Origin of the sequence: Shewanella glacialipiscicola (assembly GCF_023283485.1) — a bacterium.
Taxonomy (GTDB): Bacteria; Pseudomonadota; Gammaproteobacteria; order Enterobacterales; family Shewanellaceae; genus Shewanella; species Shewanella glacialipiscicola.
In genome coordinates this window covers 59,336-78,039 of sequence record NZ_JAKILU010000008.1, presented here as the reverse complement: position 1 = coordinate 78,039, position 18,704 = coordinate 59,336, and the positions used below count along the sequence as shown (strand labels likewise).

The 18,704-nt window shown below is 44.7% G+C and carries 15 protein-coding genes and 1 pseudogene; 10 read left to right on the top strand and 6 right to left on the bottom strand.

The genetic code is table 11. The features are described from left to right. The gene (gene trhP, locus L2717_RS08680; protein WP_220772886.1) at nt 1–1,368 is read right to left on the bottom strand and encodes a prephenate-dependent tRNA uridine(34) hydroxylase TrhP; all 1,368 of its coding nucleotides are present in this window, start codon (nt 1,366–1,368) and stop codon (nt 1–3) included. A gap of 299 nt (nt 1,369–1,667) precedes the next feature. Between trhP and L2717_RS08675 the strand changes: the two genes are divergently transcribed. Both L2717_RS08675 and L2717_RS08670 read left to right on the top strand, forming a co-directional pair. After that, on the top strand, nt 1,668–2,510 hold the full coding sequence (locus L2717_RS08675) for an HDOD domain-containing protein (protein ID WP_220772887.1): 843 nt from the start codon (nt 1,668–1,670) through the stop codon (nt 2,508–2,510). Between the two features lie 87 nt (nt 2,511–2,597). Next, the gene (locus tag L2717_RS08670) at nt 2,598–4,091 is read left to right on the top strand and encodes a putative bifunctional diguanylate cyclase/phosphodiesterase (protein WP_220772888.1); all 1,494 of its coding nucleotides are present in this window, start codon (nt 2,598–2,600) and stop codon (nt 4,089–4,091) included. Nucleotides 4,092–4,150: 59 nt separating this feature from the next. Here L2717_RS08670 and L2717_RS08665 read toward each other — a convergent pair whose 3' ends face one another. Continuing rightward, a complete protein-coding gene (locus L2717_RS08665) occupies nt 4,151–4,582 on the bottom strand; it encodes a thioesterase family protein (RefSeq protein WP_220772889.1) in 432 nt (143 codons plus the stop codon). Between the two features lie 133 nt (nt 4,583–4,715). After that, a complete protein-coding gene (locus L2717_RS08660; protein ID WP_220772890.1) occupies nt 4,716–5,972 on the bottom strand; it encodes an adenylosuccinate synthase in 1,257 nt (418 codons plus the stop codon). Nucleotides 5,973–6,112: 140 nt separating this feature from the next. On the opposite strand from L2717_RS08660, the gene L2717_RS08655 reads away from it, so the two are divergent. Continuing rightward, nucleotides 6,113–7,003 (top strand): LysR family transcriptional regulator, encoded by an 891-nt coding sequence (locus L2717_RS08655; RefSeq protein ID WP_220773347.1) that lies wholly within the window; start codon nt 6,113–6,115, stop codon nt 7,001–7,003. A 3-nt stretch (nt 7,004–7,006) separates the two neighbouring features. On the opposite strand, the pseudogene L2717_RS08650 reads toward L2717_RS08655, so the two are convergent. Next, a pseudogene (locus L2717_RS08650) lies at nt 7,007–7,267 on the bottom strand (amino acid ABC transporter substrate-binding protein); the annotation flags it as partial. 153 nt (nt 7,268–7,420) lie between these two features. On the opposite strand from L2717_RS08650, the gene L2717_RS08645 reads away from it, so the two are divergent. After that, entirely contained in the window at nt 7,421–7,849 is a 429-nt protein-coding gene (locus tag L2717_RS08645; protein WP_220773346.1) for an OsmC family protein, read from the top strand. A 114-nt stretch (nt 7,850–7,963) separates the two neighbouring features. Here L2717_RS08645 and L2717_RS08640 read toward each other — a convergent pair whose 3' ends face one another. Continuing rightward, the gene (locus L2717_RS08640; RefSeq protein ID WP_220773345.1) at nt 7,964–8,590 is read right to left on the bottom strand and encodes a TetR/AcrR family transcriptional regulator; all 627 of its coding nucleotides are present in this window, start codon (nt 8,588–8,590) and stop codon (nt 7,964–7,966) included. Nucleotides 8,591–8,980: 390 nt separating this feature from the next. Here L2717_RS08640 and L2717_RS08635 point away from each other — a divergent pair, with 390 nt between their 5' ends. From L2717_RS08635 to L2717_RS08610, 6 genes are all read left to right on the top strand, one after another. Then, the gene (locus L2717_RS08635) at nt 8,981–10,219 is read left to right on the top strand and encodes an efflux RND transporter periplasmic adaptor subunit (protein ID WP_220773344.1); all 1,239 of its coding nucleotides are present in this window, start codon (nt 8,981–8,983) and stop codon (nt 10,217–10,219) included. A 10-nt stretch (nt 10,220–10,229) separates the two neighbouring features. Then, entirely contained in the window at nt 10,230–13,391 is a 3,162-nt protein-coding gene (locus tag L2717_RS08630) for an efflux RND transporter permease subunit (RefSeq protein WP_220773348.1), read from the top strand. A 337-nt stretch (nt 13,392–13,728) separates the two neighbouring features. Continuing rightward, complete coding sequence (locus L2717_RS08625) at nt 13,729–14,406, top strand: methylamine utilization protein (RefSeq protein WP_220773343.1); 678 nt, start codon at nt 13,729–13,731, stop codon at nt 14,404–14,406. Then, nucleotides 14,396–16,693, top strand: a complete 2,298-nt coding sequence (locus tag L2717_RS08620; protein WP_220773342.1) for a bifunctional diguanylate cyclase/phosphodiesterase — start codon at nt 14,396–14,398, stop codon at nt 16,691–16,693. The genes L2717_RS08625 and L2717_RS08620 overlap by 11 nt, the downstream gene beginning before the upstream one ends. Nucleotides 16,694–16,794: 101 nt before the next feature. Continuing rightward, the gene (locus L2717_RS08615) at nt 16,795–17,661 is read left to right on the top strand and encodes a DUF3034 family protein (protein WP_220773341.1); all 867 of its coding nucleotides are present in this window, start codon (nt 16,795–16,797) and stop codon (nt 17,659–17,661) included. Further along, nucleotides 17,658–18,113: a group I truncated hemoglobin gene (locus L2717_RS08610; RefSeq protein WP_220773340.1), complete on the top strand. Its 456-nt coding sequence runs from the start codon at nt 17,658–17,660 to the stop codon at nt 18,111–18,113. The genes L2717_RS08615 and L2717_RS08610 overlap by 4 nt, the downstream gene beginning before the upstream one ends. A gap of 88 nt (nt 18,114–18,201) precedes the next feature. Here the strand turns inward: L2717_RS08610 and L2717_RS08605 are convergent, their stop codons facing one another. Then, nucleotides 18,202–18,675 (bottom strand): LabA-like NYN domain-containing protein, encoded by a 474-nt coding sequence (locus L2717_RS08605; protein ID WP_220773339.1) that lies wholly within the window; start codon nt 18,673–18,675, stop codon nt 18,202–18,204. Nucleotides 18,676–18,704: the final 29 nt, after the last annotated feature.

Below are 18,704 nucleotides of genomic sequence, written 5' to 3'. Positions count from 1 at the left end.
TTAACCTAGTTCATGTGGGTTACGAGTATCTTGGCCCTGTGGCAAGTTACGCAGTAAAATCCCGTGACTGACATCCACCTCTTTAGGTACAGGTAAATAAACGGTATGTCCAGAGCCGAGTCCGGCTTCAACTGATTCCGCTTTTCGGTTTTCAAGATGCTTAATTGTCAGGCTGATATTGCCTTGCGGCGTCATCAACTCGACGCTATCACCCATTAAAAATTTATTTTTGACTTCAATTTCAGCAAGGCCCGCAAGATTACGTTTACCCGTCAGTTCACCGACAAATTGTTGGGTATCGCTGATAGAGTAGCCATAATCGTAATTTTGATATTCATCATGCACATGGCGACGCAAAAAGCCTTCGGTATAACCGCGATGGGCTAAGCCCTCTAATTGGTTCATCAGGCTGCGATCAAAATCTTTGCCCGATGAGGCATCTTCAATCGCTCGGCGATACAGTTGCGCGGTACGTGCAACATAATAGAAAGATTTTGTTCTGCCTTCAATTTTGAGCGAGTCTATACCCATCTTAGTTAGGCGTTCTACGTGCTGAATTGCCCGTAGATCTTTGGAGTTCATAATATAAGTGCCATGCTCATCTTCAAAGGCGGGCATATATTCGCCCGGACGATTGGCTTCTTGTAGTAGGAATATTTGGTCCGTTGGTGTCCCAGCGCCTAAGGTTGTTGGGGTTTCAATTTGCACTGCACTAGGCATAGCTATGATGTCGCCACTGTCGTTTTGCTGTGCCTCGTGCACATCGTATTTCCAGCGGCAGGCATTAGTACAAGTGCCTTGGTTTGGATCGCGTTTATTCATATAGCCCGAGAGCAAACAGCGTCCAGAATAGGCCATGCACAAGGCGCCGTGAACAAACACTTCAAGCTCAATATCTGGGCAACGTTGGCGAATTTCTTCAATTTCATCTAAAGATAATTCACGGGATAAAATCACCCGTTTAATCCCTTGGGTTTGCCAAAATTTGACCGAGGCCCAGTTAATGGCATTCGCCTGTACGGATAAATGCACTACCTGATCGGGAAAGGCTTCACGCACCATCATGATAAGACCGGGATCTGACATGATCAGCGCATCAGGCTTCATCGCCACTACGGGCTCCATGTCTTTGATGTAGGTTTTAAGTTTGGCATTGTGCGGCGCAATATTACTCACCACATAGAGTTTTTTACCAAGCGCATGGGCTTCTTCAATCCCTGTGGCAAGGTTTTCCATTTTAAAGTCATTGTTACGTACCCTTAAACTATATCTCGGCTGACCGGCATACACAGCATCTGCACCATAGGCAAAGGCGTAGCGCATGTTTTTTAAGGTTCCAGCTGGAGACAACAGCTCAGGTTTAAACATAATAACTCTCGAATTGGTTGATATTGACGCAGTGCGCGGGGGGCGAATTTTACATAATAGCTGTCAGCTTGTGCAAATTGCCTTAGTTAACTTTAGTGGTACTTCACACTTTATGAATATAGCCTGTTTGACTTTAGCCAAGGAGAGGTCAGTATTTGACGGACTAAGTGCTTGAAGTAAATTAATTAACCTAATCATACAAATTATTAATATCTGCTAGTTTTTGTACGCATCTAATTACAAGCAACTGATATACTGCCATTATACCGTGTTCATGTTTACATACTGTGGGAGCTAAGATGTCTACCGAACATCTACTATTAGTCAGTTTATTAAAAAAACTAAAAGATGATGCCTTAGTTTTACCTACCTTGCCTGAAGTGGCAATGCGGGTGCAAGAGGTTGTAGGGCGCTCGGATACAAGCCTTAAACAAGTGGCTGAAGTGATTGGTCAAGATGCGGCGATTTCAGCACGTATCATTAAGGTGGCCAATAGTGCCTTGTATAGCCGTGGTATCCCGGCTGAAAGCATTAACAGTGCCGTTTCACGTATTGGTTTATTCCAGATTAAAAGCATTGCGACGTCAGTGGCAATGGAGCAATTGTTTATTTCTACCAATGAAATGGTATGGGAAGTGATGGATGAAGTCTGGCGTACTTCCATTGATGTTACGGCTGCTGCTTGCGCTATGTTACAGATGTATAACAAACGCCATTCCAGTAGTAAATTAAATGTGGATACTTTGACCCTTGCAGGATTGGTGCACAATATTGGCGCCTTGCCAGTATTGACTGAGGCCGAGGCGCAGCCGCACTTATTTACTAGTATTGATCAATTACGGGCACTGGTTAGAAAAATGCAGGGCCCTTTGGGCCGTGCAGTGTTAAAAAGCTGGGACTTTTCTAGCGAAGTGATGGAGGTGGTTGAGCGTTGGGCCGATTTACCTTATTTACCCGATGAAGTAACCTACCTTGATTTTATCCGCGCCGCGGCATTTTACACAGGTGAGTTACGTGCGGGTACTGAGTTGGAGCAACGTCTTGGCGTGTTTGTTGCCCGTGGATTACCAGTGACAACGGATAATTTAGCCAGTGAAGAATTTATGGAAAAATTCCATTCGATTAGAGAAAGTTACCAATAATTATTTGGCGTTCATGGAACAGAAGTGATGTTGATATCACTGCACTAGAAAGCCATTTTTAAGCGTTATAAATCAGGTGAGGTTGAAATGCTCATAATAGGATTGTTTGTCGCCTCCTTCACTTTATTGATTGTTTTACTTTATCTTTTACAAGCAAAATTCAGTGCACTACGATCACAACAACAATTCTTAGCACAACTCTGCTTTCAGTTAGAACAACAAAAACTTGAACGCAAAGCGTTAAATATCACCATTGTCCCACAGGAATTTGCCGCGCTTTATCACACCCTTGATGAATTATTAAAGGCGCTACCAGCCAATGTCGGTAAAGACAAACTGACCGGTTTAGCTAACCGTGTGGGACTTAAACGCGCATTAACTGCAATGATGCCGCTGACTCACGGCACCATAGTGTTGATTGATATTTATCGGTTTCGCTATGTGAGTGATCTGTTTGGATTCATTTTTGGAGATATGCTGCTAAAGCAATTTGCTGAGCGTTTAAATGGCTTAAGTTTAGCGCCAAGATTAGTGGCAAGACTCAATGGCGATGAGTTCTTTTTGTATTACGAGCAAACGTTAACGGAAGATCAGCTGGTTCATTTACGCGGGCGTTTACAAGTACCTTTTAACATTAAGGGTATTCCTGTGAGCGTAAAACTTCAAATTGGCTGTGTGCACTTACAACAACACAATGCCGATACGAGCCAAATGTTACGTCGAGCCGATTTAGCACTCAAGAAAGCTCGAAACACTCGCAGCGCCATTGCGTTTTATGCCGATAATGATGATATTCGTCAGCTCAGAGAGTTGAAAATTATTGATAGTTTACCCAAAGGTCTGCAGCGCGATCAGCTCTATATGGTATATCAAGCCAAACAGGATATTGCCACAGGACGATGTTTTCAGGTCGAAGCGTTAATGCGCTGGGAGCATGATGAACTGGGCTCTATCTCTCCAAGTGAATTTATCCCCTTAGCCGAATACGCTGGCATGATTGATTTAGTCAGCCAGTGGGCACTCGATCAGGTGTTAGCGCAGCAAGCAAAATGGCGCGCAGCAGGAATGCATCTTTGTGTTGCGGTTAATCTATCGACCCGTGATCTTGATTGCGAAACACTTCCCCAAGACATCGCAACAAGGCTAGCCCATTATCAGTTGCCACCCGAGTCTTTGATGATTGAGATTACTGAAAGTACCTTGATGGCCGACCTAAATAAAGCGGTGAAAACGCTAACAGAGATCCGAGCGCTAGGCGTTAAACTCGCGATTGATGATTTTGGTACCGGCCATTCATCTTTAGCTTATTTAAAACATTTGCCAGTTAATGAAGTCAAAATTGATAAGGCATTTTTACAGGATCTTGGGCAGGATAAACCGTCGGAATATATTCTGGAGGCCAGCATTAATATCGCCAAAAAACTGGGTTATGAGGTGACGGTAGAGGGAATTGAAACACTTGATATTAAAAACATGCTCGTGGATATGGGGGTTGATACCTTACAAGGCATGTATTACGCCAAGCCAATGCGTGCTGCTGAGCTAGAAACGACTTGGGAGCAGCTACATAATCCCGCTTAAATAGAGCCTACATCCAGTCATTGAGCCTTTTTATGACTTGATTGCATACAACGGCAAGATTATTCCTGCGTGATGGCTACAAATCCGCGACTTAATACCGCAATCAACTCTGCCGGCATAGGTGCTAATTGACGAGCTTGATTCATGCATACCATTTCAATTGTCGCTGTTACTGCAGGTTTTTTACCTTGAGGTCGCCAAATCTCCTGTTGCCATACCGTGCGGTACTTACTCTCGAAGTAAAACTGAGTACGGACATCGATAATATCGGCAAACTCCACTCCTTCATGGCACAGCATATCACTGCGATATACGGCAAAACCGAGCTGGTTTTGTTGCCATAAGGCACTTAGCCGTTCTGCACCAATCACATGTTCACGGGCACGCTCGAAATATTTTAAAAAATTAGGGTGATATACCACGCCAGAAAAATCGGTATCTTCGTAGTAAATTTGAACCGGAAAGGAAAACATAGGGCTAAATTGTGGCATGGAATTTACATCAGTTTGGGTGATTAGCGTAGCGCGCCAGTTTAGCGGTTTATCGGCTTGAACAACACCATAACAAGCAAAAAGCCATATTCACTTAAGCGAATATGGCTTTTATCGAATCATTGACGCTATGTTAGCGAATGATCATTTGATCGCGCTCAGGTCCAACAGATACCATGCTAACACGCACACCCATTAGGGCTTCAATACGTTCAACATATTGTTGGGCACCGATAGGCAGGCTTTCAAAGGTGCGACAACCGGTAATGTCTTCGCTCCAACCCTGCATTTGTTCATACACAGGCGTTAGTGCAGCAGTTTGCGGCCAAATCGGGTTCTCAGTGTGCTCGCCTGCATAGGCAACACAGATTTTGAGATCTTTCATGCCAGATAAGCAATCAATCTTGGTTAAGGCGATTTCGGTAGCCGCTTGTAATTCAACACCGTTACGAGTTGCCACAGCATCAAAATAACCCATATCACGTGGACGACCAGTAGTTGCACCAAACTCGTTAGCACTTTCACGGAATGCGTCTTGCTCTTCCATTGCGGTTACTAAAGTGCCTGTACCTACAGATGAGCTAAAGGCTTTTGCTACAGCAATTATGCGCTCAGGACGCAGTGCAGGTAAACCACTGCCGATACCAGCATAAGCTGCAGTGACGTTTGATGATGTGGTGTAAGGATATTCACCATAGACTAAATCGCGGCCAGCACCCAATTGCGCTTCAAACAGTAAGTGAGCATCTTGTTTTTGCAATGCTTTTAACGGTTCAGTGACGTTGCAAATAAATGGACGCCAAGGGGCGGTCACTTCTAATAACCATGCGGTCATTTCAACGGCAGTTTGCTCAAAATCGCAGCTTGGATAAAGTGCCTTTAATTGTGGCATTTTCCAATCAAGCATAAATTGAATGCGCTCTTGTAGCACTTCAGGTTGGTTTAACCAGCCGACTAGAATGCCTTTTTTCATCACGCGGTCGCCATAGGCTGGTGCAATCCCTTGACGGGTTGAACCATAGGCTAAATCGCCTAGACGCTGTTCTTCTAAGGTATCTTCTAATGCATGCAAAGGTAAGCACAGTGTTGCACGGTCTGAAACGCATAATTTAACGTCAACACCTGTTGCTTGTACTTCAGCAATTTCTTGGCTCAGTGCCGCTGGGCTTATCACCATGCCAGGGCCTAATACTGCAATGCAGTTAGGATTGAATATGCCACTGGGTAATTGGTGTAATTTAAAGGTACCATAATCATTGACTACAGTATGGCCTGCGTTGTTACCGCCTTGGAAGCGGATACTCGCTGCAGCATTAGCGGCTAAATAATCTACGATGCGGCCTTTGCCTTCATCACCCCAATTTGCACCCACAACCACGATCGACGGCATAACAACATCTCCTCATTGGATTAAGAGGCTATGCTAGACCTGTCATTTGAATAAGAGAAATTAATTATAGTTATCATCTCAATAAGGATTTCATATATCATTGGTTACTATTAACTCTAGTTCTACTTTGGTGGTGAAAAATGCTCGATATTCATTGGTTAAAAACCTTTGTCACCTTAGCGCAGTACAAACACTTTGGTAAGGCTGCTACAGCGCTACACATGACACAACCTAACGTCAGCTTGCATATTAAGCAGTTAGAGCAAACGACTCGGGTAAAGTTAATTGAGCGTAACCCTTTTAAGTTAACGCAGGCGGGATTTCGTTTATTGGAAAGCAGCGAAAGGACGTTAATGGAGCTACAAATCTGTCAGGCGGATCTCAATGCGATTAATAATCTTAGCCAAGGTACATTAACGATTGCCGCAAGCGATATCATCTCGCGGTTATTATTAATCCAGCCATTTCAGCTTTTTAAGTCAGAGTTTCCGGGAATTGATTTTTCATTGCTCAATACCACGTCATCACAAGCTTCTGAATTAGTGACTAATGCTGAAGCAGATCTTGGTTTTGTTATTGCGCAAAAAGAGAGCCAACCACTGCATTTTACAGAGTTACAACAAATTAAATGGTGTGCATTAGGGGATAACTTACAGCAATGGCAGCAGGCAAAACGACCTATCAATGTGAGTTTAACCGAGCAACCGACGTTAATTTTACTCGGTCATGATACTCGTACCCGTGAGTTGTTAGATCCCGCATTGCCCTCACTTAATTTACCGAATTACAGGATTATGGAAGTCGGCAGTGTTGATGCTCAAATCGATTGGGCTGAAGCAGGGTTTGGCGTTGCGATTGTGCCAGAGTTTTCTGTTTATACTAAGTCGAATCTCACCACAAAAATTACTCCTCTCCCACAATTCCCTACAACGAGCTTAGGCTATATTGTGCGGCAGAATCAGGTCCTGTCTAAAGCTATCAAACAATTGTTATATTGGGTAAATCAAGAGATTATTCGCTCACAACGCTAGCTATTAGTGAACTGCTGAGAGTAGCGTGTCATACTGTCCGGTTGTTTTTAGCAGCGATAAGCCTTCATCGAGCTGTTTTGCTAAGTTCTGTGCTTGCGGATTTTGCTTAGAAAATGCGAGATAAATATTGCTACTATGATTTGTAAATACGGGGGTAACATCATGGTCTACTCCCATTTTTTGCAGATATTCCTTTGCGACTACATCAAACATCAACGCTGTATCGATACGACCTATCAGTAATAGGTTAATCAGCTGGCGACGGTAACAATATTCAGTAGTACTTTTATAGGAATATGTTGGGAAACCTTATCTACGATGACATTACTCATTAGTATTGTGATCTTAGGCGATGATTTTTATATAATCAACCATTAGAATAATCTGATTGAATAAAATCTAATGGAGTATTTATCAATGGCTGAAAAAGTAATTGAGGTAACAACACATATGGCTGGAGATTGGAAAGTCACGGCTCAGATCCGTGAGCATCTTTTAGTGATTGATCAGCCTACAGCAACAAATGAAGGTGCTAACCCTTTAGAGACGTTTTTATTTTCTTTGGGCGGTTGTATCTCTGCGATTGCTAGGATGGTTGCTCGCGAACAGAAGATTGAGTTGCGTCAGTTTGACGTACATGTTCGCGCTGTGATGAATAGTGCTGGTTTGCTTGGTCAGCCTTCGGATGACCCTGTGGGTTTTAAAGATATTGCCATTAACGCGAGTATAGATGCCGATCTTACTGAGGAGCAGAAGCGCACATTTTTAGATGCGGTATGCCACCGTTGTCCAGTGCATGACAATTTATTGCATCCCACACTCGTGACCCATGCCGTTAAAAATTAAGTCATTAGCGTTAATATTTAGCGTTTGCATATCCCCCTTGTTAGATAATTGTCTTATCGGGGGGATATGATTAGGATTATATTCTTCTTAGCAGTTATATCGGGGAATACAGGGTTAGTTTTTAGAAAAAGCGTCCCGAAAATGTGTCAGAACCAGCTCAGCCACGCTGCGCAGTTCCTTTGGACAAATGCCATTGGTTGCTTGAACAGCCATACCTTGCAACATAGTGCCTATGTAGCGTGCCAGCAGTAAAGGATCGGCATGTGCGGGTAAATCCCCCTCATCTTTAGCGCGTTGCAAGCGCTCACAGAGTGCTATTTCACCGTCGCGGCGACGATTGATCAAGGTTTGTTTGATGGCTTGTCCCGCCTCACTACAGGCCAAGGCACCTTGAACAATCAAGCAGCCTTGCGGGTGGCTTTCATCAACTAAGGAGCTGGCTGCACCTAATAACATCGCTTCAACAACTTGATAGGCGGTTTCTTGTTCTAATGAAGGGTAGAAAAATGCACAGGGACGTTGTTCATATAATTCTATTGCTTTGATAAATAACTGCTCTTTATTACCAAACGCGGCATAGAGGCTAGGTTTATTAATGCCCATTGCTTGGGTTAAGTCCGTTAATGACGTACCTTCAAAACCTTTGCGCCAGAAAACTTCTAAAGCTTTTGCTAATGCATCTTCAGTGTCGAAAGCGCGTGGGCGACCTACACAGGGCGTCTGGGTGACGGTTGACATCATTAGGCTCCTTAATTCTCAATTGTCCCTAGGATAGACATGGGTTTAGCTGGTGTAAAGCCACTCTTGCTGACTAATCACCGATACAAGTGAATATGTCTACTTAGTCATCCTAGGTGGCAGCTAAGTTCATCGTTCAATGTATAACCGCCATTAAACGCCTTCACACTCACTAATCAGCTATAAAAATCAATTGCTCTTCCTAAGACCTGCTCATGCAATACCTTCTAGTAATCCGTTCGCTAATTAAATTTATACCGATTGGTACATAAATTATTGACAACGTCATTTTACGCTATATATTACCGATCAGTACAGAACATTCTTTACCAATCGGTATGTATTTTTTGAGTTCGAATTGCGTGAAATGCCCGCCACTTTAAGGATTGCAATATGATGACGAATAACTTTTTACGAATGATGACGTTAACGGCTATAGCCGCTTTCGTTCTTTCTGCTTGTGGTGAGCAAACCGCACCGCAGGCGCAAGCACCGAGTGCACCTATGGTTGATGTTGCCCAAGTCTTACACGAGCGAGTCACCGAGTGGGATGAGTTTACCGGCCGTTTACAAGCGCCAGAAAGTGTCACGCTGATTCCGCGCGTGTCGGGTTATATCGACTCTGTCAATTTTAAAGAAGGCGCGATAGTGAAAAAGGGCGAGGTGTTATTTCGCATCGACCCGAGCGTGTTTGAGGTTGAAGTGGCCCGGTTAAAAGCAGATCTTGCTAGCGCTATCTCTGCTGAGCAACTGGCCACAAATGACTTTGAACGAGCAGATAAGTTGTTTGATCAAAAGGCGGTATCGGCAGAGTTGCTTGATACCCGTAATTCAAATAAGCGCCAAACGGCTGCTGCTGTTGCCTCAGTAAAAGCTGCGTTGATGCGCGCCGAGCTTGATTTAGCTTATACCCAAGTACAAGCACCGATTGATGGCCGCGTGTCCTACGCCAATGTGACCGCGGGTAACTATGTGACCGCAGGGCAGAGCGTGCTGACCAGCTTAGTGTCTACCGCCAGCATGTATGCCTATTTCGATGTGGATGAACAAACTTACCTTAAATACGTAAAGTTAACCGCGCAGAATAAGCGTAATGATCCGCGCGCGGGTGACAACCCTGTGTATATGGCTTTAGCAAATGAGCGCGATTACCAACATATCGGCATGGTCGACTTTGTTGATAATGCGATGGATAAGCAAACCGGCACCATTCGAGTTAGAGCTATCTTTAATAATGAAGACAATAACTTGCTGCCAGGTTTGTTTGCTCGCCTTCGCACTGCAGGTAGCGGCGCCTACGAAGGTATTTTGATTGATGATAAAGCCGTTGGTACTGACCTTAATAATAAATTTGTGTTAGTGGTTGGCGCCGATGGCACGCTTGAATATCGCGGCGTGACCTTGGGCGAAAAAGTACAAGGGTTACGCATAGTCACTCAAGGTTTGGTGGCAGAAGACCATATCGTTGTTAACGGCATGCAGCGCGTGCGACCTAAAATGCAGATTACTCCGCACATGGTTGAAATGGTCGACAGCGATAAACTGGAAGCAATACGTCAAGCTCAGTTAATGCTCGATAAAAAACAAGATCATTTGACGGCGCAAGCGGTTGAAACGGCTAGTCGCGGTTAAGGAATAACACATAATGTTGTCGCAGTTTTTCATTAAAAGACCGATATTTGCAGCCGTATTGTCACTGCTGTTTTTTATCACTGGGGCGATTGCCGTTTGGCAGTTACCTATCACCGAATATCCAGAAGTCGTGCCGCCCACAGTAGTGGTGACTGCTAACTATCCTGGCGCGAATCCTAAAGTGATTGCTGAAACAGTGGCTTCGCCGCTGGAGCAAGAAATCAACGGCGTTGAAGACATGTTGTATATGTCATCGCAGGCAACGTCTGATGGGCGCATGACGCTAACGGTTACCTTTGCCATTGGTACGGATGTAGACAGGGCGCAAACCCAAGTGCAGAGCCGAGTCGATCGCGCTATGCCGCGTTTGCCGCAGGAAGTACAACGCTTAGGCATAGTGACTGAAAAGTCCTCACCCGATTTGACCATGGTGGTGCATTTACTGTCACCGGATAACCGTTATGACATGTTGTATTTGTCTAACTACGCTGCGCTGAACGTCAAAGATGAGTTAGCACGCATTAAAGGTGTGGGCGGAGTGCGTTTATTTGGTGCTGGCGAATATAGTCTACGAATTTGGCTCGACCCGAATAAAGTCTCGGCACTGGGCTTATCGCCCGCCGATATTATTGCCGCCGTACGTGAGCAAAACCAACAAGCCGCCGCGGGTAGCTTAGGTGCTCAGCCCAGTGGTAGTGCTGATTTTCAGTTACTGATCAACGTGAAAGGCCGTTTAACTGAGCTGTCTGAGTTTGAAGATATCATCATTAAAGTCGGCCAAAATGGTGAAGTAAATCGTCTGAAGGATGTGGCTCGGGTTGAGCTTGGCGCGACGAGCTATGCGCTACGTTCACTGCTGGATAATAAAGACGCGGTGGCGATTCCGGTATTCCAAGCATCGGGTTCAAATGCGATTCAGATTTCTGACGATGTGCGCGCCAAAATGGCAGAATTATCTCAGTCTTTCCCTGAAGGATTAGAGTACGAAATTGTTTATGACCCAACAGTGTTCGTGCGTGGCTCGATTGAAGCTGTGATCAAAACATTGCTTGAAGCCGTGCTGCTGGTGGTGTTAGTGGTAGTGCTGTTCTTGCAAACGTGGCGCGCCTCAATTATTCCGCTGGTGGCTGTGCCTGTGTCGTTAGTTGGCACCTTTGCTTTTATGCATCTGCTGGGTTTTTCGCTCAACGCGCTGTCGCTGTTTGGACTGGTGCTCGCCATCGGTATTGTGGTCGATGATGCGATTGTGGTGGTCGAAAACGTTGAGCGTAATATCGCCGCTGGTTTAAGCCCTGTTGCGGCAACGCAAAAGGCGATGAAGGAAGTCACTGGCCCGATTGTGGCAACTACCTTAGTGTTGGCGGCGGTGTTTATTCCAACGGCCTTTATGAGTGGTTTAACCGGGCAGTTCTATAAACAGTTTGCGCTGACTATTACTATATCGACCTTTATTTCGGCGATTAACTCGCTCACCTTGAGCCCAGCATTGTCCGCGTTATTGCTCAAGAGCCATGATGCACCAAAGGATGGCTTAACCCGTCTCATGGATAAGTTGCTCGGTAGTTGGTTGTTTGCGCCTTTTAACCGCTTATTTAGCCGTGCATCCGATGGCTATGGTTGGTTAGTGCGTAAGGTGATCCGTTTCGGCGGCATTATCGGCCTAGTGTATTTAGGTATGGTAGCGCTAACAGGCGTGCAATTTGCTCACACTCCAACGGGTTATGTACCAGGGCAAGATAAACAATATTTAGTCGCGTTTGCTCAGTTGCCCGATGCATCGTCTCTTGAACGTACTGATACCGTTATCAAAAAAATGTCTGAAATTGCGCTTAATCATCCTGGTGTGGCGCACTCGATTGCTTTTCCTGGTCTTAGTATTAATGGTTTTACCAATAGTCCTAATTCGGGCGTGGTGTTTGTTGCGCTTGATGATTTTGATGCGCGTCAAAGCCCTGAGCTAACGGCTAACGCCATTGCTGGGCAATTGAATCAAAAGTTTGCCGGTATCCAAGACGCATTTATTGCTATCTTCCCGCCGCCACCTGTGCAAGGCCTTGGCACCATAGGAGGGTTCCGTCTGCAAATTCAAGACAGAGCCAACCTGGGTTATGAGGCCTTGTATCAGGTGACCCAACAAGTGATGTACAAGGCGTGGGCCGATCCTCAATTAGCCGGAGTGTTCTCTAGCTATCAGGTGAATGTGCCACAACTTGAACTGGATATTGACAGGACTAAAGCGAAACAGCAGGCCGTATCGCTTGATCAAATTTTCCAGACATTACAAACCTATATGGGATCGACTTATGTTAACGACTTCAATCGTTTCGGTCGAACCTATCAGGTGAATATGCAAGCCGACGAGGCATTCCGTCAAAGCCCGCAGCAGATAAGTCAGCTAAAGGTGCCCAATCTGAATGGCGACATGATCCCGTTGGGCTCATTTATCAACGTCAGCCAAAGTTCAGGCCCAGACAGAGTGATGCACTATAACGGTTTCACGACTGCAGAAATTAATGCGGGCCCAGCAGCGGGGGTGAGTACAGGTCAAGCACAAGCTGCAATTGAGAAAATCCTCGCAGAGACGCTGCCAAACGGCATGAGTTATGAGTGGACTGAGCTGACCTACCAGCAGATATTAGCGGGTGATACGGGTTTGTTAGTCTTCCCATTGGTGATCTTGCTGGTGTTCATGGTGCTTGCAGCCCAGTACGAGAGTTTAAGCTTGCCATTGGCAATTATCTTAATCATCCCAATGACTTTGCTCTCAGCCCTCAGTGGGGTGTTAATTTACGGTGGTGATAATAATATCTTCACCCAAATTGGCCTCATCGTGCTGGTGGGGCTGGCGACGAAGAATGCTATCTTGATTGTCGAGTTTGCAAAGGAAAAACAAGATCATGGAATGGCTCCTATGGAGGCGATTTTAGAAGCGGCAAGACTACGTTTACGCCCTATCTTGATGACATCTATCGCCTTTATCATGGGTGTGGTGCCTATGGTGTTCTCCACGGGCGCTGGCGCTGAGATGCGCCAAGCTATGGGTGTGGCGGTATTCGCCGGTATGATTGGGGTGACAGTGTTTGGCCTTATCTTAACGCCGCTGTTTTACTACGCATTGGCAAAGCGTGGCAGCAAAAAAGTCGATAACGATAATGAGGTTAAAGCAATTTAGGTTGTGCCCCTTTATTGAAAGATGAATTACATCAGGGCTTACATTATGTAAGCCCTTTTTTATTTGCGGTACAACAGGATGAGAAGCAGCGTTAAGCTCTTTAGATTAGGACAGCGCCATTAACGCCTCTAGATTAGATTTTTTTGTTACTATTACTGGCAGTACATAATACGAAACGACTGTTATGATGTACTGCTGCATGATTGGATTGAGTATCGCTCTCGCGCTCAATATAAGTGACGAATGTTAAAACGATATTAAAGTGAAACGGTTTACTTTACATGGCGTTTTTAACTAATACTGGTGGGCATAGTATTGTTAGTCTTTGAGGTAACTGATGACTTTATTTCGTATTGTATTTTCTCTCCTGCTTAGTGCTTCGGTGACGTTTACTTATCCAGTTATGGCATCTGAGCTTAATATCAAGGTGGTTGATTTGCAGCAGTTGTCGATTGCCGATGCCGTGGTAGAACTTATTCCTGCGGTAACGCCAACTCAAGTCGCCGATATTCAGCATTATCAAATGTCGCAAAAAGATCGAACCTTTGTGCCCTTTGTATTAGCAGTGCCTAAAGGCGCTAAAGTGGATTTTCCTAACTTAGATCGCACTCGCCACCATGTATATTCCTTTTCAGAAACAAAGCCTTTTGAGCTTAAACTCTATGTTGGACAGGCAGAAGCCCCGATCTTATTCGATAAATCGGGTTTAGTCGCGCTGGGCTGTAATATTCACGATTATATGCAAGCTTTTATCTATGTTGCCGATAGTCCATTGGTGGCGGTTGCAAACGACAAAGGTGAGATCCAATTCAATGACCTAGCAGTGGGTCAATATAAAGTTAAGTTGTGGCATCCATGGCAAAAAATGGCCACGGAACCAACCGATTTACTCATTACGCAAGGACATAATTCATTGAGTTTATCTTTAGATATTGAGCGTCAGGCTAAGCCGTCGGCGCCGCCTGCGGGATTTGGCCATTTTGATGCTGAAGGCAATGCATTACATGTTAAATAGTTTTCGCGCTCGGCTCATTTTAGTCTTTTTTATTGTGCTGACCTTAGTGCAGTTTGCTACCGCATTTTCTGTGTTGACGGCGACGCAAAGAGACAACTTTTTACAGCAACAGAAAAGCCTCGATATTGGCGCTAACGTATTCCTCGAGGTGTTATCTAATCGCGGTATACAGCTAAGCCAGAGTCTCTCTGTGCTCAGTGCGGATTTTGGTTTTAAACGGGCGATTGCAACGGGTGAGCAAGAGACCATTGAGTCGGTATTATCTAATCATGGCTCGCGTATTGGCGCCGATGCCGTGGTGTTGTTATCACCTAAGGGGGCATTATTAACCTCGAGTATTCCTGGGCTTGACCAAGAGGATATTCAGTCTTTATTTGATATGACCACTAGCAGTATGGCGATATTAAACTTTGACCATGTAAGTTATCAGTTTGTATTGCAACCAGTTAAAGCCCCTACCTTAATTGCGTGGGTTGGCATGGGCTTTGTGTTAGATGAAAAAGTGGCCCAGCAAGCTAAAGCGATTACGGGTATTGATGTCAGTTTTGTCAATCAAGATACCGGCCGCACCGAAATAGCTTCCACTTTATCCGATGATGAAAAATTGAGTGTATTAACGCAAGCGAGCTTGTTACCTAATTTACTCACCATACCCAGTGAAATGATTCCGGTAGATCATCTGACCATGGCTCTCAAGTTGTACGACCGCAATGGTAGCCAGTTAGCGTTGTTGCATCAATCGAACCTTAAATGGCAACAAAGTTACCAGCAGTTACGTAATAACATGCTGCTTATTTTTGCCATCACGTTAACGCTGGCTATCGTGATTGCCATTTGGTTGTCGGGCAGTTTGATGGCACCGGTGCACCAACTGGTGACCTACGCGCGTAAAATTGGCCAAGGCGTGGTGCCGAATAAAATTCAAGGTGCTCCTGCTGAGTTAGAAGTGTTAGCCAGCAGTTTATCTTTGATGCGTGAAGATATAGAGGCGCGTGAAAAGGATTTAGTGTATCAATCTCGCCACGATAGCTTAACGGGTTTACTTAATCGTTTTGCCGCGAAGCAGTGTTTGGCTGAGCTTGGGCAAGGTTTATCCGGTGTTATGGTATTACTGGATATTAAACATTTTCGTCATATTAACGACATTATTGGGTTTGCCAATGCGGATAACTTATTAATCTTATTTGCGCGCCGCTTAGAGCAATTAGCACCGACACCCGATTTACTTGCGCGTTTAGATGGCGATTCGTTTTTACTGCTTTATAGCCAAGGAATACATCCCGAACACTTACTTAAATCACTGGATATGCTCGAAGCACCATTTCCTGTTCAAGGTTCGAATATATCTTTGACGGTAAGGGCAGGTTTACTTGTCATTGATGGCAATGGTACCGATGTCGATGTGTTAGTGCGCCGCGCCGAAATTGCCCTTAATCAAGCCTGTCTCGAAGAGCTACGGGTGGTGAGTTATCGTCAGGGCGATGATGAGAAATACCAGCGCGAACTTACGCTTATTCGTGATTTACCGATAGGCTTGGCACAAAATCAACTCTATCTCGTGTTTCAACCAAAAGTGGATTTGCATTTAAATCAATGCACTGGCGCTGAAGCATTAATTCGTTGGCAACATCCAACCTTAGGGTTTATTCCTCCCGATGAATTTATCCAACTCGCTGAAAACTCAGGCAACATTGATATCGTCAGTCAATGGGTGCTCACGCAGGCTATTAAACAATTAGTTATATGGCAACAACAGGGCCTAGTGCTTAAACTGGCCATTAACCTGTCGGCCCACGACTTAGTTGATACCCGCTTACCGAATCAAATCGCCAGTTTATTAAAGGATAATAATCTGCCGAGCGGGGCGTTATGCATTGAAGTTACCGAAGGCGCTGTGATGAAAGATGCACAAACAGTCGTGGGTGTATTGCAGCGCTTTCGTGACATTGGTGTATCGGTTGCCATTGATGACTTTGGCACAGGTCAATCATCGTTAGCCTATTTGAAAATTTTACCCGTTAATGAAGTGAAAATTGATCGTAGCTTTATTAAAGATATGCTGACTGACTGCCAAGATGTGATGATCGTCAATACCAGTATTCAATTGATCCACGGCTTAGGATTTACGGTTGTGGCTGAAGGCGTTGAAGAGGCTGAAGGTGTGGATATTTTACGTCATTTAGGTTGCGATATGGTTCAAGGCTATGTGTTTTCAAAACCGTTAAGAGTGGCAGATTTTGATCTGTGGTTTGAAGCCTTTAATTATCCAAAAACCACTGAAGCATAAGCATAAGCATAAGTTAGTTCGTTCAAATTAACGTTCAAATCAACCTTAAAAAGACATTAAACGAAGCTTTGTCTTCGCTCAACGTAATCGCGGAGTATCTAGTGAACATTGCCATCAATTCATTCGTTTTGAATTATGTAAAGGCTTTACCTTGGCTATGTTTGCTACTGGGCTCAACGACTGCTTTAGCCGAAGGTAGCCGTGTAGTGGCAACGGGCGGTGCAACAACTATTGAGGGCAGTGCAGGCGGAGGCATAGTGCCGTGGGCGGTGATCAACGGTTATGGCAGTAGCTGCGAATGGTCGGCAACAGCGATGGCAACGGGTGTTTATGTCGATGATTTTACGCTTAAGGTTATTGGCGCATCTTTGAGTTTTGATAATCGATTTGAGCTGAGTGTGGCTCGACAAACCTTTGATTTAGATACAATGGGCGGCGAGTTAGGCCAAGATATTGTTGGCGTTAAATACAAGGTGGTAGGAGAGCTGCTTTATACTGCAATGCCACAAATCACCTTAGGCGCACAGTATAAAAAAGTCGATGACTTTACTCTCCCTCAGGCAGTTGGCGCGCGGGATGACAGGGGAATTGATTGGTATGTTACTGCCAGTAAAATATTTTTTGATGCGCTGGCGGGACGCAACTTATTACTCAATGGCACAGTGCGTGCGACTAAGGCGAATCAAACTGGACTATTGGGTTTCGGCACTCAAGCCAGTAATGATTACCTGTTTGTGCTCGAAGCGTCTGCGGCGGTGTTGTTAACGGATAATTTGGCGCTGGGTATTGAGTATCGGCAGAAACCCAATGAACTCGGCTTTGCCCGTGAGGACGATTGGCAGGATGTGTTTTTAGCGTGGTTTATCAATAAACATCTTTCCGTCGTTACCGCTTATAGCAAATTAGGCAGTATTGCAGGTTTTGATGATCAGCAAGGCTGGTATGTCTCGATTGAGGGCGGTTTATGAGCCGTTTATGGACAACAATGGTGGCGTTAATCTTTGTGCTACTCAGTAGCGGATGCGCCGACAAATCGGTTCACCCCGCCCCTTTGCAAGCGGATACTACAAGCCTATATCAAGCTTTAGGGAATGATGCGGGCGTCAGTGCGATCATTGATGGATTATTAAAACGTATCTCAACAGACACGCGTATCGTACATCACTTTGATGCAACCGATATTGCGTTATTTCGTGAGCGATTAATTGAGCATATTTGTTGGGTTGCCGATGGTGATTGTGAATATCACGGTGAAAGCATGGAAAAAACACACCAAGGTTTAAATATTACCCAAGCGGATTTTGATGCCTTAGTGGGGCATTTGATCGCATCGATGAAAGAGCAACACATACCATTAGCGACCCGTAATGCACTACTAAAAAGGCTTGCGCCTATGTATTCAGACATTACCTATCATTAGACATGTTGTAACGCTCAAAAAATCGCCGATCAAAATAGTGAACTTCATATGCTGCTGTCATGATTGATAGCAGCATTTTTTATGGGCACTAGAGCAAGAGTGCTGCATCGATAGGATGAAATTGAGATGCGGAATCCCTTAAGGATTTAGCCGTTAGGGTAGGTACGCCATAGACTTGGGTTTCAACGCCATATTTTTGATGAATTTTTTGCAGTAATAAATCGAAATCACCATCACCAGACAGCAAGATCACTGAATCCACTTCACCCGCGGCTTCCATAATATCTATGGTGATCCCTACATCCCAGTCGCCTTTGGCCGAACCATCGCTGCGCTGAATAAACGGTTTTAGCTTTACCTCAAAACCGATATGCTTTAACGCGTCTTGAAATTTTAATTGACCATCGTCGCCCTTGTGGATGGCATAAGCCACGGCCAATACAATATCGCCCTCATAACCTAAGTGTTGCCACAATTTACGATAGTTAAACTGGCGGCCATAGGCTTCACGGCAGGTGTAATAGATGTTCTGCACATCGACAAATAAAGCTATTCTTTTCAATACAGTGTCCCACCTTGGTTGAGAAAATC

Bases quoted from the DNA above. Each gene is read 5' to 3' on its own strand.
- trhP (WP_220772886.1), bottom strand. From the start codon at position 1,368: ATGTTTAAACCTGAGCTGTTGTCTCCAGCTGGAACCTTAAAAAACATG.
- L2717_RS08675 (WP_220772887.1), top strand. From the start codon at position 1,668: ATGTCTACCGAACATCTACTATTAGTCAGTTTATTAAAAAAACTAAAA.
- L2717_RS08670 (WP_220772888.1), top strand. From the start codon at position 2,598: ATGCTCATAATAGGATTGTTTGTCGCCTCCTTCACTTTATTGATTGTT.
- L2717_RS08665 (WP_220772889.1), bottom strand. From the start codon at position 4,582: ATGCCACAATTTAGCCCTATGTTTTCCTTTCCGGTTCAAATTTACTAC.
- L2717_RS08660 (WP_220772890.1), bottom strand. From the start codon at position 5,972: ATGCCGTCGATCGTGGTTGTGGGTGCAAATTGGGGTGATGAAGGCAAA.
- L2717_RS08655 (WP_220773347.1), top strand. From the start codon at position 6,113: ATGCTCGATATTCATTGGTTAAAAACCTTTGTCACCTTAGCGCAGTAC.
- L2717_RS08645 (WP_220773346.1), top strand. From the start codon at position 7,421: ATGGCTGAAAAAGTAATTGAGGTAACAACACATATGGCTGGAGATTGG.
- L2717_RS08640 (WP_220773345.1), bottom strand. From the start codon at position 8,590: ATGATGTCAACCGTCACCCAGACGCCCTGTGTAGGTCGCCCACGCGCT.
- L2717_RS08635 (WP_220773344.1), top strand. From the start codon at position 8,981: ATGATGACGAATAACTTTTTACGAATGATGACGTTAACGGCTATAGCC.
- L2717_RS08625 (WP_220773343.1), top strand. From the start codon at position 13,729: ATGACTTTATTTCGTATTGTATTTTCTCTCCTGCTTAGTGCTTCGGTG.
- L2717_RS08620 (WP_220773342.1), top strand. From the start codon at position 14,396: ATGTTAAATAGTTTTCGCGCTCGGCTCATTTTAGTCTTTTTTATTGTG.
- L2717_RS08610 (WP_220773340.1), top strand. From the start codon at position 17,658: ATGAGCCGTTTATGGACAACAATGGTGGCGTTAATCTTTGTGCTACTC.